The sequence below is a fragment of the Frankia sp. Mgl5 genome (genome assembly GCF_023242985.1).
Lineage (GTDB): Bacteria > Actinomycetota > Actinomycetes > Frankiales > Frankiaceae > Parafrankia > Parafrankia soli.
Map to the genome: position 1 here is coordinate 1 of NZ_JALKFY010000139.1, position 269 is coordinate 269.

1 protein-coding gene is annotated in these 269 nt (G+C 55.0%); it reads right to left on the reverse strand.

The window, feature by feature from the left end; all coding sequences use genetic code 11:
* A partial coding sequence (locus MXD62_RS08720) for an ATP-binding cassette domain-containing protein (protein ID WP_248828879.1) occupies positions 1-258 on the reverse strand: 258 nt, incomplete at its 3' end.
* Between the last annotated feature and the right edge of the window lie 11 nt (positions 259-269).

Here is a 269-nt window from a genome sequence, read left to right on the forward strand (position 1 = left end):
GTTTTGAAACGCGCGCGCGATGCCTTTTTCCGCCCGTTTATATGGAGGAAGAGAGAGGATCTCCTCGCCTTGAAAGCGGATGCTGCCCGAAGTTGGCTTGTATAAACCGCTTATGCAGTTGAGCATGCTGGTCTTGCCCGCTCCGTTGGGCCCGATGAGGGCAAAAATCTCTCCGTTATCCACATGGAAGCTTACCTCCGACAGGGCGGCCACTCCACCAAACCGAAGCGACAGCCGATCGACTTCCAATAATGCCATCTCTTCACCCC